Origin of the sequence: Streptomyces sp. NPDC087859 (assembly GCF_044742595.1) — a bacterium.
GTDB lineage: Bacteria > Actinomycetota > Actinomycetes > Streptomycetales > Streptomycetaceae > Streptomyces > Streptomyces canus_F.
On sequence record NZ_JBIUUU010000037.1, the window covers coordinates 26,798 to 40,427 of the forward strand.

The 13,630-nt window shown below is 68.3% G+C and carries 12 protein-coding genes; 6 read left to right on the plus strand and 6 right to left on the minus strand.

Annotated features, from left to right (window positions below; translation table 11 throughout):
• Nucleotides 1-120 precede the first annotated feature (120 nt).
• From ACIOHP_RS49050 to ACIOHP_RS49060, 3 genes are all read left to right on the plus strand, one after another.
• A complete protein-coding gene (locus ACIOHP_RS49050; protein WP_401898223.1) occupies nt 121-1,578 on the plus strand; it encodes an APC family permease in 1,458 nt (485 codons plus the stop codon).
• Nucleotides 1,579-2,096: 518 nt separating this feature from the next.
• Nucleotides 2,097-3,587, plus strand: coding sequence for an aldehyde dehydrogenase (locus tag ACIOHP_RS49055; RefSeq protein ID WP_401898224.1), 1,491 nt, complete (start codon nt 2,097-2,099; stop codon nt 3,585-3,587).
• The gene (locus ACIOHP_RS49060) at nt 3,584-4,303 is read left to right on the plus strand and encodes a gamma-glutamyl-gamma-aminobutyrate hydrolase family protein (protein WP_401898225.1); all 720 of its coding nucleotides are present in this window, start codon (nt 3,584-3,586) and stop codon (nt 4,301-4,303) included. The genes ACIOHP_RS49055 and ACIOHP_RS49060 overlap by 4 nt, the downstream gene beginning before the upstream one ends.
• Nucleotides 4,304-4,587: 284 nt before the next feature.
• Here ACIOHP_RS49060 and ACIOHP_RS49065 read toward each other — a convergent pair whose 3' ends face one another.
• Together ACIOHP_RS49065 and ACIOHP_RS49070 are read right to left on the minus strand one after the other, a co-directional pair.
• A complete protein-coding gene (locus ACIOHP_RS49065) occupies nt 4,588-5,166 on the minus strand; it encodes a MarR family winged helix-turn-helix transcriptional regulator (protein WP_007379215.1) in 579 nt (192 codons plus the stop codon).
• 388 nt (nt 5,167-5,554) lie between these two features.
• Nucleotides 5,555-6,154: a TetR/AcrR family transcriptional regulator gene (locus tag ACIOHP_RS49070; protein ID WP_329231574.1), complete on the minus strand. Its 600-nt coding sequence runs from the start codon at nt 6,152-6,154 to the stop codon at nt 5,555-5,557.
• Between the two features lie 424 nt (nt 6,155-6,578).
• On the opposite strand from ACIOHP_RS49070, the gene ACIOHP_RS49075 reads away from it, so the two are divergent.
• Both ACIOHP_RS49075 and ACIOHP_RS49080 read left to right on the plus strand, forming a co-directional pair.
• The gene (locus ACIOHP_RS49075) at nt 6,579-8,024 is read left to right on the plus strand and encodes a pyridoxal phosphate-dependent decarboxylase family protein (RefSeq protein WP_401898227.1); all 1,446 of its coding nucleotides are present in this window, start codon (nt 6,579-6,581) and stop codon (nt 8,022-8,024) included.
• Nucleotides 8,025-8,349: 325 nt separating this feature from the next.
• The gene (locus tag ACIOHP_RS49080) at nt 8,350-9,213 is read left to right on the plus strand and encodes an IS5 family transposase (RefSeq protein ID WP_401898256.1); all 864 of its coding nucleotides are present in this window, start codon (nt 8,350-8,352) and stop codon (nt 9,211-9,213) included.
• A gap of 6 nt (nt 9,214-9,219) precedes the next feature.
• Here ACIOHP_RS49080 and ACIOHP_RS49085 read toward each other — a convergent pair whose 3' ends face one another.
• From ACIOHP_RS49085 to ACIOHP_RS49100, 4 genes are all read right to left on the minus strand, one after another.
• Nucleotides 9,220-9,792 (minus strand): EF-Tu/IF-2/RF-3 family GTPase, encoded by a 573-nt coding sequence (locus tag ACIOHP_RS49085; RefSeq protein WP_401898230.1) that lies wholly within the window; start codon nt 9,790-9,792, stop codon nt 9,220-9,222.
• Nucleotides 9,793-9,895: 103 nt separating this feature from the next.
• Complete coding sequence (locus tag ACIOHP_RS49090) at nt 9,896-10,036, minus strand: hypothetical protein (protein ID WP_401898232.1); 141 nt, start codon at nt 10,034-10,036, stop codon at nt 9,896-9,898.
• A 328-nt stretch (nt 10,037-10,364) separates the two neighbouring features.
• Nucleotides 10,365-11,504, minus strand: a complete 1,140-nt coding sequence (locus ACIOHP_RS49095; RefSeq protein WP_401898235.1) for an ABC transporter substrate-binding protein — start codon at nt 11,502-11,504, stop codon at nt 10,365-10,367.
• A 129-nt stretch (nt 11,505-11,633) separates the two neighbouring features.
• The gene (locus ACIOHP_RS49100) at nt 11,634-11,798 is read right to left on the minus strand and encodes a hypothetical protein (protein ID WP_401898237.1); all 165 of its coding nucleotides are present in this window, start codon (nt 11,796-11,798) and stop codon (nt 11,634-11,636) included.
• Nucleotides 11,799-11,959: 161 nt separating this feature from the next.
• On the opposite strand from ACIOHP_RS49100, the gene ACIOHP_RS49105 reads away from it, so the two are divergent.
• Entirely contained in the window at nt 11,960-13,168 is a 1,209-nt protein-coding gene (locus ACIOHP_RS49105; RefSeq protein ID WP_401898240.1) for an RNA-guided endonuclease InsQ/TnpB family protein, read from the plus strand.
• The last annotated feature ends 462 nt before the right edge of the window (nt 13,169-13,630 follow it).

The window sequence follows — 13,630 nt, forward strand, 5'->3', positions numbered from 1 at the left end:
CGATGCGGTGGCCCAAAAAACACCACACAAACCCTTGCCATCTGGATAGTTCCAGCCCACTATGAGGCAACTCGTTTGGCTCGAAACGAAACCTCTCCCCCTTCCAGGCAGGTGATCCGCGTGGACAGTCAGACGGTCGAACCAACACAGACCGTACAGAGCCCCTCCGCTGCAGGCCGGCTCAAACCCAACTCCCTCGGTGTTCTGGGAATCGTCTTCTTCGTTCTCTCCGCGCAGGCGCCGCTGACCGGCATAGCCGGTGCCGTGCCCATCGCCGTCGCCATCGGCAACGGCGCGGGCGCGCCCGCCGCGTATGCCGCGGTCGGCGCCGTCATCCTGCTGTTCTCCGTCGGCTTCGTCGCCATGGGGCGACATGTCGTGGACGCCGGCGCCTTCTACACCTACATCGGCAAGGGGCTCGGCCGCCCCATCGGCTCCGGGAGCGCAGGAGTCGCGCTCTTCGCCTACTGTGCGGTCCAGGCCGCCATGTACGGCTTGTACGGCTTCATCGTCAGCGGCCTGGTCGAGCAGTACGCGGGGCTGAGCGCACCGTGGTGGGTCTGGGTCCTGGTCACCGTGGTGATCGTCCAGATCCTCGGTGCCGCCGGGATCGAGATGGGCGCCAAGATCCTCGCCGTCTTCGTCCTGGCCGAGTTCAGCATCCTGTTCGCCTTCGCCCTGGTGACCTTCTTCAAGGGCGGCGGTACCGAGGGGCTGGGCTTCGCCGACAGCTTCTCGCCCCATGCGGCCCTGCAGGGGGCACCGGGCGTGGCGCTGATGTTCGCTGTGGCGTCGATGTTCGGCTTCGAGGCCACAGCGATCTACGGCGAGGAGGCACGGGAGCCCCGCAGGACCGTCCCCCGGGCCACGTACCTGTCCGTCATGGTCGTCACCGTCTTCTTCGCCTTCACCTCGTGGATGCTGGTCTCCGCCCATGGCGCCTCGAAGGCCACCGCGGCCGCCGGGAAGGCACTGGAGAGCGGCGACGCCACGTCCTGGGTCTTCGCGCCGATCACCGCGCAGTTCGGCGGCTGGGCAGGCGACGCGCTGCCCATCCTGCTGGTCACCTCCCTCTTCGCCGGCGTCCTCGCCTTCCACAACTCCGCCAACCGCTACCTGTTCTCGCTCGGCCGCGACGGCCTGCTGCCGCGCGGGCTGACCGCGGTCAACCGACGCCACTCGCCCTGGGCGGCCGGCGGCGTGCAGACCGTGATCTCGCTCGCGTTGGTCATGCCCTTCGCGCTGCTGGGCAAGGACCCGGTGCTGAGCCTCTTCTCCTGGTTCAGTGGGGTCGCGGTGCTGGCGGTCATGCTCCTGTACTTCCTGACCTCCGTCTCCGTGGTCGTGTTCTTCCGCCGGGAACGGCTGGACACTCGCGCCTGGAACACGCTGATCGCCCCCGTCCTGGGTGCGCTCGGCATCGCCGGCGCCATCTGGCTGATCCTGGCCAACTTCACCACCCTCATCGGCGGGGACCAGGGCACGGCGATGTGGCTGGAGCTCACCGTCCCGGCGGTCCTGGTCCTGGGCGTCATCGCCGCGCGACTGCCTCGTGGCAGGGCGATGGCCGACGTCTGAGCCTGGCCCGCGGTGTGGTCGGCCAGGTCCTTGTCCTCCCCCTCGGGCCCGGACCGGCCACACCGACCTCTCCGGGCCGGGGGAGGGCTTGCCCTGAGCCCGGGGTGCGTGAAGAAGCCGTCAGTCGGCCGCTACGTCAAGTGGCCGACGTGCCAGCCGTACGCACCGCTCCGCGCCGCCGAGGTCGAGGCGGTCGCGCGTCATAGCCCTGGTGATCTCCGGATCCGCATCCCCAGAAAGCGCCCCACCTGGAACGCCGGCCGATCTCCGGGCGCGATGACGCATTGACCGATCCACCGAGCGCGGTGGTCGGCCCCCGGCCGCCGAAGCAGACACCAAGCACCGGTACGCCGAGGCGGTGATCCGTGCGCAGGGACGCGAGTTCGCCCGTGCATGCCCATAACCCGTTGACCGTACGACCGAACGACAAGCCGGTCGAGACCCCGGTCTCCCGTGCGGGGACCGCCCGTGGCTTATCGTTTGGATTCAAACGTAATGCCCTGACCTGGAGGCTACGCATGCTGGACACCACCCACGACGACTGGCTGCGCCGGGCCACGGCACTGGACGTGTCAGGTGCGCACCACATCGACGGCGCCGACGAACCCGGCGGCGGGCAGTCCTACCCGGCCCTCTCGCCCCGCGACGGGCAAGTGCTGGCGCACGTGGCCGACGCCCAGCCCGCCGAGGTGGACGCTGCCGTGGCCGCCGCACGCCGGGCCTTCGACTCGGGGCCGTGGCCACGCCTTGCACCTGCCGACCGAGGCCGGGCCCTGTTGCGGATCGCTGATCTGCTGGAGGAACAGCGTCACCGGCTGGCGCTGACGGTCAGCCTGGAGATGGGCAAGCCGATCACGGACGCGTACGACATCGAGCTGCGCGCCGCGATCAACACCTTTCGGTGGTACGGGCAGCTGGCGGACAAGCTCACCGACGAGTCGCCGCACACCGCGCCCGACGCGCTCGCCCTGGTCACCCGCGAACCGGCGGGTGTCGTCGGCGCGGTCGTCCCCTGGAACTTCCCTCTCACACTGGCGAGCTGGAAGGTCGCTCCGGCGCTCGCGGCCGGCTGCACCGTGGTGCTCAAGCCGTCGGAGAACTCGCCGCTGTCCGCGTTGCTGCTCGGTCGGCTGGCGACCGAGGCCGGGCTGCCGCCGGGCGTACTCAACGTCGTCACCGGCGACGGGCCCACCGCCGGACGGGCGATCGGCCTCCACCCGGACGTCGACGTGCTGGCCTTCACCGGGTCCACCGTCGTCGGGCGGCACTTCCTGCGGTACGCGGCCGACTCCAACCTCAAGCGCGTCTGGCTGGAGCTGGGCGGCAAGTCACCCAACATCATCCTCCCGGACGCACCCGACCTGGAGAAGGCCGCCGAAACCGCCGCCTGGGGCATCTTCTTCAACCAGGGCGAGATGTGCACGGCCCCTTCGCGGCTGCTCGTCCACTCCTCTATTGCCGAGCGCGTGACGGACACCATCGTGGCGCGGGCCCGGGAACTACGGATCGGTGACCCGCTCGACCCGGCGACCGAGATGGGGGCGCTGGTCGGTGAGTGCCACCTGCAGCGCGTACTGGAGCACATCGGCACCGGCCTCAACGAGGGCGCTCGGCTGCGGGCCGGGGGCAGCCGCACGCTCGCCGACACCGGCGGCAGTTACCTGCAGCCCACCGTCTTCGACCACGTGGATCCGGGCATGCGGCTGGCCCGTGAGGAGATCTTCGGCCCCGTCCTGTCGGTGCTCACTTTCGACGACCTCGACGAGGCCGTCGCGCTCGCCAACGACACCGAGTACGGCCTGGCCGCCGGGCTGTGGACCTCCGACCTGTCCACCGCCCACCAGGTCTCACGCGCGCTGAAGGCCGGCACGGTCTGGGTCAACTGCTACGAGGAGGGCGACCTCACCGTGCCCTTCGGCGGCGTGAAGCAGTCCGGCAACGGACGCGACAAGTCCGCCCACGCCATCGAGAAGTACACCGAACTCAAGACCACCTGGATCCAGCTGTGACGACGCCCGCGCGACCGCTGATCGCGATCCCCGCCCGCTTCGCCGCCTCCACCTCCGCCCTGCGCTACGCCGCCGAGGTCAACGCCCGCGCGCTGGTCGAGGCGGTCTGGCGGGCCGGCGGCGAACCGGCCACCATCCACCCCGCCGAGCCCACCGCCGCCGGCGTGGCCGCCCGCCTCGCCCGCTTCGACGGCGTCCTCCTCCCCGGCGGCGGCGATCTCGCCCCGTACCGCTACGGCGCGACCGACACCCACGACAGCGTGTACGACGTCGACGACCTCCAGGACGCCTTCGACCTGGAAGTGGCCCGCCAGTCCCTCGACCTGGGCCTGCCCCTGCTCGCGATCTGCCGCGGCCTCCAGGTCGTCAACACCGCCCTCGGCGGCACCCTCCACCAGGACATGGGCGGTCCGGACCGCGAGCACCGACATGTCGTGCACCCGATGGCGATCCGGCGCGGCTCGCTGCTGGAACAGGCCACCGGCGCCGAGAAGGTGGAGGCATCCTGCTACCACCACCAGCGGGTCGACCGTACGGGCGCCGGCCTCACGATTACCGCCCGGGCCGCCGACGACACGGTGGAAGGGCTCGAACTGCCCGGAGTTCTCGGCTGGTTCGCCGCGGTCCAGTGGCACCCCGAGGACACCGCCCATGAAGACCCCGCCCAGCAGGGACTGTTCGACGCCCTGGTAGGCGCCGCACGGGACCGCCGTTGACAGCACGAGAACCTACCGCCGTCTTCCTCGTCGGACGCCGCGCAAGTCCCGCTCCCGCGGCTGCCTCGGTCCCGGCATGACTCTGCGGCGCATCACCGCCGCCCGAGGGCTGGGACCACAGGACATCGCCATCGCCCGATGCGATCAGCCGCCGCGGTCCACCGGCGGGGAGGGGGATCGCTGCCACCGCGTCACCGGTAACGCGAGGGCTCCGAGCGCCGCCGGCCGTCATCGCGGCGGAGGCGTTCTCCCTCTGAGTCCTGCCCCGCTGCGCGGGCTCCCCTTCACGCCTTCGGCTTCGGACGGCGACCACTGCGACGCAGGGCGGGCTCGGCACCGTTCAGCAGGGCGCGCCGACGCTCCTCGCCGTGCTCCTCGACCTGGAGCACAACTCGCCGCAGTCCGTCCGCGACGCTGCGGCACTCGTCGTCGTCCAGCTGCTCGGCCACGAATGCCTCCTCCTCGTTGAACTGCGGAAACACCCGCCGCATCAGTTCCTCACCCTCGTCCGTGAGGCTGAGCAGAACCAGCCTCCCGTCGGTGGGATGACCGCCCCGCCGCATGAGCCCCCGAGCCTCCAGCGTGCGCGCGACCCCAGTGAGTGTGCCCTTGGAGATCCCCGCTTCCTCAGCCACGTGCCGGGTCTCCGACTCGCCCCAGATCCAGACCACCCAGAGCACGACGAACGCCGTCCAGGTGAGATCGGATCCGCGGAGCACGGAGTTCTCCAGATGCTGTCGTACCGCCGAGGCCGCCCGGTGGATATTGGCCACCACAGCCATCTGCTCATGGCGGATCGGGATGCCGCCGAGCTTTGCAGCGGCCAGCTTCTCGGCTTCGGTGATGGATCGATGGCCGGGCACGGGCACACCCCTTCGACGTCTCTGCGACGCACTGGTTCGACATTACCGTTCGGACCCAAATTGTACGAAGCCCGAGTGAGGGAGCGCTCGGCCATCGGCCGCCGATGTCCACGGCACCTGCCTACGCCGCCGCTGCCGAGAAGCCCGACGCATTCGATTCTCGCCCCTTCGTATGTCTGCAGGGCGGAGGACGGCGCGAAGCCGGGACGGCGGTGGTCCACGCCACCCGGACCACGGGACGAACGGGTTGCTGAGGCGCCCCGGCTGCCGTAGTTTTCCGCTGCCGACGGTGGTGTCGCGGGTCCATGGGCACCGGTGGTTGTGACACAAGGGGCGGATCAGATGCAACTGATCCAGAGGTGAGTACTTCTGCGCCTGCGTGTTCACATCATGAGGTGCCGGTCTGCAACCCCGCGATGAGTCCGTCGAGTATCCGCAACTGGCGGGAGGGTGTGGTCAGGCGAGCCGCGAAGATCGCGTTGATCTGGAGTCCCATCAGCGTGGCCATCGCAAGGTCCAAGAACGCATCGAGATCGCAGGATGGGTTGATCTCTCCCGCTTCAGCCGCAGTGTGCAGATACGAGAGCATCTGATCGCGCCAGCGCGATATCGCCTGGTCGTAGACGCCGATCAGTTCCTGATCGGCTACCGCGTAATTCCAGAAGCCGATGACCACGCGGGCCTCATTGAGACGCTCGTCGTCCAGGGGCATGATCTCGACGCAGAACTTGCGGAACGCGTTCAGGCCGTCGGCGCCGGCGATGGTGCGGGCGGCCCGCTGCTCGGTGGCCGCATTGGCGCGCTCCAGCGCGGCCCGCAGAATGGCTGCTTTGGTGGGAAAGTATCGTGCGAGCGCACCGTTGGTGAATCCAGCTTCGGCGGCGAGATCCCGCATGTTCAGCGCCGCGAATCCTCGCCGCGCGACAAGGCGCCATACGGCTTCGATGATCTCTTCACGCCGCGCGTCGTGGTCCACGATCTTGGGCATGGTGACACCTTACCAACGGGTAGACGCCTGAATGCTGAGGGTTGTGGTCGCACTCGCGGGCCTCACGGCGGATGAGTCCGAGGGGTCGTGTGACCCGCAGACCCAACCCTGTGACCTGGTGAACCTCTTACGCCACGTGCTCGCGGCAGGGGCGCACGGAGCGAGGGCAAAGAGCTGTCATTCCCGGTCGCCGTGAGAGTGGTCCCCATGGCGCCCCCTTCCCAGCGACCCCATAAGGGATTACATTGGAGCTATTAATCTACAACTGTAGACTCAAGGCTCTGGTGCGGCACCAGTCGGTACGCGGCATCGAGGCCCTCTGAATCCGGTAGCGGCCGGCTCGCCCCGGACACCTGATCGTCCCCAGCGCTCAGGTGGGCGCTCAGCCCTCGTCATGACCAACACCACCTCTTAAGGACAGCGCATGCCTGATCTTGAGCCAGATGAATTCCGCCGCCAGGGCCACCAGTTGGTCGACTGGGTCGCCCAATACCGCACCTCGCTCCCTACCCTGCACGTGCGGCCGAAGGTCTCACCGGGCTCCGTGAAGGCGCAGCTTCCTCGTGAACTGCCTGAGCAGCCGTCCCAGGCGCTGGGCGATGATCTCATCGCCTTGCTCAACGACGTGGTCGTCCCCTCGTCGCTCCACTGGCAGCACCCGGGCTTCTTCGGCTACTTCCCAGCGAACGCGTCCCTGCTGTCGCTCCTCGGCGACATCGCATCGGGCGGGATCGGGGCGCAGGGAATGCTCTGGTCGACATCGCCGGCCGGGACGGAGATCGAGCAGGTCCTGCTCGACGGCCTGGCGGAAGCCCTGGGCCTGGGTCGCGAGTTCACTTTCGCCGGAGGCGGAGGCGGTTCGCTGCAGGATTCTGCTTCGTCGGCATCGTTGGCCGCCCTGCTGGCTGCGCTGCAGCGCAGCAACCCGGACTGGCGCGAACACGGCGTGGACGGCACCGAGACGGTGTACGTCACTGCCGAGACCCACTCGTCACTGGCCAAGGCCGTGCGTGTGGCCGGGCTCGGCGCGCGAGCATTGCGGATCGTCCCCTTTACCCAGGGCACGCTGTCCATGTCGGCGGATGCCCTGGCAGCCATGCTGGCCAAGGACGCGGCCGCCGGAAAGAGGCCGGTCATGGTCTGTCCGACCGTGGGAACAACCGGCACGGGTGCCATCGACCCCGTGAGAGACGTCGCGCTGGTAGCGCGTGCGTACGAGGCGTGGGTGCACGTCGACGCCGCGTGGGCAGGAGTCGCGGCGTTGTGTCCCGAGTTCCGCTGGCTCCTGGACGGCGTGAACCTTGTCGACTCGTTCTGCACCGACGCACACAAGTGGTTCTACACCGCCTTCGACGCCTCGTTCATGTGGGTGAGGGATGCCCAAGCGCTGCCCACAGCGCTGTCCATCACGCCGGAGTACCTGCGTAACGCTGCGACCGAATCGGGCGAAGTCATCGATTACCGCGACTGGCAGGTCCCGTTGGGCCGTCGTATGCGCGCGTTGAAGATCTGGTCGGTGGTGCACGGCGCCGGACTGGAAGGCCTGCGCGAAAGCATCCGCGGCCACGTCGCCATGGCCAACTCCTTGGCCGGCCGGATTGAGAGCGAGTCGGGCTTCGCCCTGGCCACCCCGCCATCACTGGCCCTCGTATGTCTGTACCTCGTCGACCGGGAAGGGCGCCCCGACGACGCCGCTACCAAGGCAGCAATGGAGGCGGTCAACGCCGAAGGGCATTCCTTCCTCACGCACACATCGGTCAACGGTCACTTCGCGATTCGCGTCGCCATCGGCGCGACGACGACGCTGCCCGACCACATCGACACCCTGTGGGACTCGCTTCGCAAAGCCGCTCGCCAGAGCGGTGGATGACTACTGACCTTATCGGATTGGCCTCGGGTGCCGGGGTTGAGGGTCAGGCCCGTTTCGGTGAGGCAGCCGTCGATGAGTCCCGGGTGGCGCTCAATGTGGGCGGGCCTCGGCGGAGGGGGCGGGTGAGGTGGTCAGGGTCGGTGAATGCGGTGCTGGCCACCGGGTCTCCTCGTAACAGGCGCCAAACCCCTTCCACCGGGTTCAAGTCGGGGCTGCAGAAGGGGAGCTGGACGATCGTGAGCCAATCGTGGCCCGCAGCGTAATCACCCAGGCCGGCGGTGCGATGGGTGATGAGACGCATACCGCATGACACAGGCGGGGCGATCTGACAGACCTGGAGTGGGCTCGGCTGGAGCCGCACTTGCCGAAGACCACAGGACGGGGCGGACGGTGGAAGAGCCATCGCGTGATCATCGACGGTATCTTCTTCCGGCAACGGACGGGCATCCCCTGGCAGGATTTGCCTGAGCGTTTCGGGAGCTGGAAGACCGTGCATGACAGGCACCGCCGCTGGTCGGCGGACGGCACGTGGGACGGGATACTTCAAGCCGTCTTGACCGCGGCTGATGCCGATGGCCGCATCGACTGGTCCATGGTGGGCGTGGATTCGACGGTGTGCCGTGCACATCAACACGCGGCGGGCGCCCGCAAGGCGCCTCCACGGATTCCGGGCAGACGGGCCCGGTCTGCACATCATCGGGGCGACGAGGGGCTGGGTCGTTCCCGAGGAGGGCTGACCACGAAGATCCACTTGGCGGGCGAAGGCGGTCGGCGGCCGCTGGCCATCTTGGTCACAGCCGGTCAGGCTGGCGACGGGCCCAAGTTGATCCCTGTACTGGAGCGTATTCACGTACCGCGTCCGGCCGGTGGCCATCCTCGCACTCGACCCGACCACCTGAGCGGGGACAAGGCGTACAGCTCCCGCCGCAACCGCCGTTACCTGCGTCGCCGACACATAAAGCACACCATTCCCGAGCGCCGCGATCAGCGAGACCATCGACAGAAGCGTGGCAGCAGGGGAGGGAGACCTGCCGGCTCCGACCGGGCCAAGTACGTCCGCAGGAACGAGGTAGAAGGAACGATTAATGGCCTCAAGGGGTCACGCGCCGTGGCGACACGCTTTGACAAGCGCGTCTATGTCTTCCATGGCACGGTCACTGCCGCAACGATTCGGCTCTGGCTTCGTTGACGAGGCTCAGTCGAGAAGGCGCATCACACGCCCTGAGCCAGCAGCCCGTCCGCGGTACCGAAAAGCAAAGGACTGTCCTTCCTCCAAGGCGACAGGCCGTTCAAGCGTGATCGTCACGTCGCCCCAATGGAGCGGATTCAACACATCCAATCCCCCGGTAAGCGTCACGTCTCCCGCTACAGCGGCAGTGCCGAACTGGAAGTGGAGTCGCTCACCAGTGCGTACTTCAGTACCACCGTGCTCCTCTGACAAGAGCGTGATGTCCGCGGCAAAACGGGTGTGTCCGCTGATTGAGCCAGGCGCCGCCAGCACCTGCCCCCGCTCCACCGCGCCGGCTGCCGCCCCACGTATCAGCAGGCCCACGTTCATGCCTGCACTCGCCTCGTCGACAGACCGCCGCGAAGCTTCGATCTCTTCGACGGCGACGAGTGCGGTCCCACCGAAACCGACGATCTCCACCACATCGCCCTTACGAACCCGCCCGCGCTCGATCAAGCCGGCCAGCATGACCACCCTGCCCTGGTTCTGCCAGAAGAGATCTCCGACATGCATCAGGAACGGCCTGCCCGGTGCTTCCATCTGGGCTCCCTTCCCAACGACCAGCCATCAACGGACTGCCGAGGTTAACAGCGATCACTGGCCACCCTGTGCCCGATCAGTGCTGCGTCCCATCGGACAGGCCCTAGTCCTGCCGCACCGCCGGGCTGGTGACGTACACGCTCTCCAGCGGGGAGACCGCGACGAACCCGCCCTGGCTCGGCTTGAGCACGTTGTTGCGGTGGTCGACGTCGGCGAGCCGGTCCAGGCCGGTCTGAGCGAACACTTCCCGCAGTTGCGGCTCACCGTATGACAGTGGTGTGTCGAGGGTTGTGCGGCCATCGCGTAGCAGGGCCGTGGCGTGATACTCGGATTTGCCGACGTCCAGGGCGCCGCTAGGCAGGCTGAGCGGCGCTGATCGACGCGCGCGGCGCGGCGTCGTCGATCAACTCGTCGATGGCCAGCGGGGGTCGCTGGAACCAGGACCCCGCACGTGGTCAGCGCGCGCTATGGACAGCGTACGGCGCGCCCATGTCGCGGCTGGCTGCAATCCGACCACGCCGTATGACAACCCGAGGCCGTCGAACTCGCCACGTACGAGGCTTGATGGAGAGTCAGGCGCCCGGGTGCAGACCGGGCCAGCCGGGTGTCGGGTCGCCCTTGACCTCGCCGAAGTAGAGGGCGAAGGTCTGCTTCAGGCGCTCGACCTGGGCCCTGTCCTCCATGAAGCGCGGGAACCCGTCCACGTTGGCGTTCGGGTACTCCCAGATCGGCTTCAGGCCGGTGGGCGGAGCGATGTCGGTGCGCACCGACCAGCTGTTGGAGGTCTGACGCTCGGTGGACAGCTGCCAGTTGAGGTAGAGCTTGGCCGCTGTGGGGTTGGCGGCCTGCTTCAGGATCGCGATCCGTTGGCCCCACGCCATGAACGGGTGTCCGTCGGGCATCATCCAGCGGTTCGGGGTGGTGATGAGCGGGCTGCCGCCTGTGCCGACGCCGATGATCTTCTCCTTGTTGGTGACGGCGGTGCCGGGGGAGAAGGAGCCTCGGGCGAACTGCGGTTGCTGGGCGGCGAAGTCGGCTATCCAGTCCCAGCCGTAGGTCTGCGCGTAGAGGGCGAAGAGGTAGAGCACCGCGTCGTCGTCGTGCGGGTAGGAGGAGGCGATGGCGCCCTTCCAGCGCGGGTCGACCAGGTCCAGGGGCGTCTTCGGGGCGTGGTCCCCGGCCGCCGCCACGTCGTACAGGTAGCTGAAGGCGATGACCATGCCGGCCACCCAGGCACCGTCCGGATCGCGGAACTTCTTGTGGAGCTTGCCGAAGCCGGCGGGCTTGTAGTGCAGCAGCCGTCCCTGGCGCTTCCAGCGAGTGAAGTCGTGCAGCGTCTGCAACTGCACCACGTCGGGGACCAGGGTGTCGGTCGCGAACTGGTTGTCCACGCGGACGTCGTGGTACTTGCTGTAGTCCACGATGAGGTTGAGGTCGATCTGCGGGAACCGCTGGCGGAAGGCGGTCCGGGCGCCGGCGCCGCTGCCGGAGTTGGCGAGGTCGCCGCCCGCGTAGACGACGAGCTTGCCGCCTTCGGCGACGGCGTCCTGGTACAGCTCGTCGAGGCTCCTGGTCTCCTCGGAGCCGGCGCCGCGTACGGCTGTGGCCGGGGCGGCCGCGGTGGGGGTCGCGGTGGCGCCGAGCGCGCCGAGTCCGAGTGCGGCGCCCGCTCCGGTGGCAAGGAGGCGCCGTCGACTGGGGAGGCTGGTCACTGGGGTAACCCTTTCTGCGTGGGGGCAGGGGTGTTCCCGGAGCACGGGCGGCGGACCGCTCCGGCCGGGACAGCGGAAGGGGGAACGGCGAAGCCGGTGTTCTGGTACGGCGTGCTCAACAGGCCCATATCAACCCCATGTCGTCTCGCCCCGGAGTCCTGAGCCGTGGCTGACGAATACGGTGGTGAGCTTCTTGCCGCGATTGAGGATCTTGGCGGCGAGCCGGCCGGGTTCGCGGGTCGGACCGGGCGTTGACAAGTCCAGGCCGAGGACGGTGAATTCGAGCGTGCTCATCGGATCTGTCCTTCGTGGATACCCCGGCCTTCAGGCCGGGGAGGAATCGAAGCTCCTGCGGAGCAGGGCAGGGCAAGCCGGTTCGCCGCCAGGGCGGACCGGCGTGCGCCGTCCACCGGACAACACCCGCCGCCAGCAGGGAAGTTGATACGGTGTGAGGCGTGACGCGGCAGGTCAAGCGGGCGTTCAAGTACCGCTTCTACCCCACCGGCGTGCAGGCGGCTGAGCTGTCGCGCACGTTCGGCTGTGTCCGCCTCGTCTACAACAAGGCGCTGGAGGAGCGCACTCGGGCCTGGTCCGGGGAGCAGCGCCGGATCTCCTACGTGCAGTCCTCCGCCGCGCTCACGCAGTGGAAAAAGACCGGGGAACTGGCCTTCCTGGCGGAGGTGTCCTCGGTTCCGCTGCAGCAGGCGCTGCGCCATCTGCAGACGGCGTTCGGGAACTTCTTCGCCCAGCGCGCGAAGTATCCGCGCTTCAAGTCGCGCAAGAAGTCGCGTGCGTCGGCCGAGTACACCCGCAGCGCCTTCACGTGGCGCGAGGGGAAGCTGACGCTCGCGAAGATGGCCGAGCCGTTGGATATCCGCTGGTCGCGTCTGCTGCCCGAGGGGGCGGAGCCGACCACGGTGACGGTGTCCCGGGACGCGGCGGGCCGCTGGTTCGTGTCCCTGCTGTGCCAGGACACCATCACCCCGGCCCCGGCCACCACGGCGGCCATTGGCCTGGACGCCGGGATCACCTCCCTGGTGACGCTGTCCACCGGGGAAAAGATCGCCAACCCCCGGCATGAGCGGCGTGACCGTGCCCGTCTCGCCAGGGCGCAGCGTGAGTTGTCGCGCAAGGCGAAGGGCTCCAACAACCGGGAGAAGGCCCGCCGCAAGGTCGCCCGGGTGCACGCGCGGATCGCCGACCGGCGCCGGGATTTCCTGCACAAGCTGTCGACTCGACTCGTCCGCGATAACCAAACGGTCGTGATCGAGAACCTGAGTGTCCGCAACCTGCTGAAGAACGGCACCCTCGCACGCGCCATCTCGGACGCGGCCTGGACGGACCTGCGCTCGATGCTGCAGTACAAGTGTGCCTGGTACGGGCGTGAACTCGTGGTGATCGACCGCTGGTTCCCCAGCAGCAAGCTGTGCGGGAACTGCGGCACGGTCGCATCGAAGCTGCCGCTGAACGTCCGTACGTGGACGTGCGCCTGCGGCAGCGTGCATGACCGCGACGTGAACGCGGCGCGCAACATCCTGGCCGCCGGGCTGGCGGCGTCTGCCTGTGGAGACGGTGTAAGACCTCAACGGGAGTCCTCCCGGACGGGGCGGTCGTCGGTGAAGCAGGAACCCTGGCGGGCGACCGCTGGAATCCCCCGCCTTTAGGCGGGGGAGGAAGTCAACGGGGCTCTTCGCTCTTCGGTCGGGAATGGGGCTCGTTGGGCGCGAGCGGTTCACCTGGAGAGTATCTGACGAGTCAGGCGTTCTCGGGGTGGATGCACACGGTGTGATCCGAGTCGCATGGCCCGCTCCTTCGAGGCTTCGACACTTCGAAGATCAGCCGGTGGCAGTTCATCTATGCGGGCACCATCCCGATGCCGGAGCAAACCCCCGGATCAGGTCGAACCCGTACACCACTTCCCTGGACGCAACCTTCGGCCGCTGGGCGATGAGCGTGAGGCGGTCTCCTGGCACCTCTCACTGGCTTGTGCTGAGGCCTACGCCGGGGACCCCGCGCAGCGGAGACGGGCCAGCAGGTGATCGCTGCGTTCGAGGCGAATGGGAAGCGGTGGGGCCGTGCGCAGGTGCTGATGGCGCTCGGCCACGCCTCCTGGGCGCGCGGCGACC

What these genes read in the sequence shown, in the direction of transcription:
- ACIOHP_RS49075 (WP_401898227.1), top strand. Translation starts at nt 6,579, where the DNA reads ATGCCTGATCTTGAGCCAGATGAATTCCGCCGCCAGGGCCACCAGTTG.
- ACIOHP_RS49085 (WP_401898230.1), bottom strand. Translation starts at nt 9,792, where the DNA reads ATGGAAGCACCGGGCAGGCCGTTCCTGATGCATGTCGGAGATCTCTTC.
- ACIOHP_RS49055 (WP_401898224.1), top strand. Translation starts at nt 2,097, where the DNA reads ATGCTGGACACCACCCACGACGACTGGCTGCGCCGGGCCACGGCACTG.
- ACIOHP_RS49100 (WP_401898237.1), bottom strand. Translation starts at nt 11,798, where the DNA reads ATGAGCACGCTCGAATTCACCGTCCTCGGCCTGGACTTGTCAACGCCC.
- ACIOHP_RS49070 (WP_329231574.1), bottom strand. Translation starts at nt 6,154, where the DNA reads ATGCCCAAGATCGTGGACCACGACGCGCGGCGTGAAGAGATCATCGAA.